The organism is Streptomyces sp. NPDC058964 (assembly GCF_042741275.1).
In the GTDB taxonomy this organism is placed as follows: Bacteria; Actinomycetota; Actinomycetes; order Streptomycetales; family Streptomycetaceae; genus Streptomyces.
Window position 1 is genome coordinate 1 of the sequence record NZ_JBHYKH010000482.1, and the last position, 1,845, is coordinate 1,845.

The 1,845-nt window shown below is 72.8% G+C and carries 1 protein-coding gene and 1 pseudogene; both read left to right on the plus strand.

Features of this window, described 5'->3' with window-relative positions:
• Positions 1 to 1,317 (plus strand): annotated as a pseudogene (locus ACFW2E_RS37720) (transketolase); the annotation flags it as partial.
• A gap of 100 nt (positions 1,318 to 1,417) precedes the next feature.
• Positions 1,418 to 1,819, plus strand: coding sequence for a gas vesicle protein (locus ACFW2E_RS37725; protein WP_384473816.1), 402 nt, complete (start codon positions 1,418 to 1,420; stop codon positions 1,817 to 1,819).
• Positions 1,820 to 1,845 lie beyond the last annotated feature (26 nt).

Here is a 1,845-nt window from a genome sequence, read left to right on the forward strand (position 1 = left end):
GGGGGGGGCCCGGGCGCCCACACCCGCCCGGGCCCCCCCCGTGACGCTACCCCCCGCCGGGCCCGGGCGTTCGGGTGGAACCCGGGGTAGACCGCCGCCCTCCCCGTCGGGCCGCTCGACCGTGCCTACGGCGAGGCGGAGTCCACGAAGGGACAGCCCACCGTGATCCTCGCCCGCACGCTCAAGGGCAAGGGCGTCGCCTCCGTCCAGGACCGCGAGGGCCTGCACGGCAAGCCGCTGCCCGAGCCCGAGGAGGCGGTCGCCGAACTGGGCGGCCGGCGTGACCTCCACGTTGCGGTGCAGGAGCCGACCGGCACCCGGATGCTGCACTCCGTCGGCACGTCGGCGCTGGAACTCCCGCGCTACGACAGGGGCGACGAGGTCGCCACCAGGGACGCGTTCGGCCGGGCGCTGGCCGCGCTCGGCACCGCCCGCGCCGACGTCGTCGTCCTCGACGGCGAGGTCGGCGACTCCACCCGTACGGAATTGTTCGCGAAGGAGCACCCAGACCGCTTCTTCGAGTGCTACATCGCCGAACAGCAGCTGGTCGCGACCGCCGTCGGGATGGCCACGCGCGGCTGGGTGCCGTTCGCCTCGACGTTCGCCGCCTTCTTCACGCGCGCGTACGACTTCGTGCGCATGGCTTCGATCAGCGGTTCCGGCATCAACCTCGTCGGCTCCCACGCGGGCGTCGCGATCGGCCAGGACGGGCCCTCCCAGATGGGCCTCGAGGACCTGGCGATGTTCCGGGCGGTGTACGGCTCGACCGTGCTGTACCCGTGCGACGCCAACCAGACGGCGAAGCTCGTGGCCGCCATGACCGGCCTGGACGGCATCCGCTACCTGCGCACGACGCGCGGCGAGACCCGGGTCGTCTACCACCCGGACGAGGAGTTCCCGGTCGGCGGCAGCAAGGTGCTGCGCTCCTCCGAGGAGGACCGGCTGACCGTGGTCGCCGCCGGTGTCACCCTGCACGAGGCCCTGGCCGCCGCCGAGTCGCTGGAGGCCGAGGACATCCGCGTCCGGGTCGTCGACCTGTACTCCGTCAAGCCCGTCGACCGGAACACGCTGCGTCAGGCGGCGCAGGAGACCGGTTGCCTGCTCACCGTCGAGGACCATCGCGAGGAGGGCGGCCTCGGCGACGCCGTCCTGGACGCGTTCCTCGACGGCCGGCCCGTGCCACGACTGGCCCGGCTCGCCGTCCGCACGATGCCCGGCTCGGCCGCGCCCGACCAGCAGCTGCACGCCTCCGGCATCGACGCCGAGGCGATCGCGGCGGCCGCGCGGCTCCTGGTGGAGGAGGCGGTCGTGCGCTGAGCCGCCCCTGGCGCCCGCCGTCCCGGGGCGCTGCGCGATGGAGAGTGCTCCTGAAGGTTTGGCCTGCGGCTCGATGGCCACCCGGGAGGAAGAGGTGGCCATGTCGAACACGAGAGACACACCGCATCCCGACCCTTCACGCAAGCGACACGAGTCCCAGGAGTCACGCACGGAACGCAAAGACGCCGACAGGCACAGCGCCGACGACCGCCCCAGTCCCGTCGAGGTGCTGCGCCAGGCGCGCGCCCAGCTCGCCGAGCTGACGGGCATGGCCGTCGAGTCCGTGTCGTCCTTCGAGCAGACGGACGACGGCTGGACGCTGGAGGTGGAGGTCCTCGAACTCGCCCGCGTGCCCGACACGATGAGCCTGATGGCGAGCTACGAGGTCGACCTCGACACCGGCGGCCAACTGACCGGCTACCGCAAGATCCGCCGCTACCACCGCGGCCCACCCGACCCACACACGCCGCGCGCCGGCTACTCCCGCCGCCCGCCACCATAATATACCATCACCTGGAGGTTAGGCGG

Coding starts and splice junctions, on each gene's coding strand:
- ACFW2E_RS37725 (WP_384473816.1), top strand. CDS start 1,418: ATGTCGAACACGAGAGACACACCGCATCCCGACCCTTCACGCAAGCGA.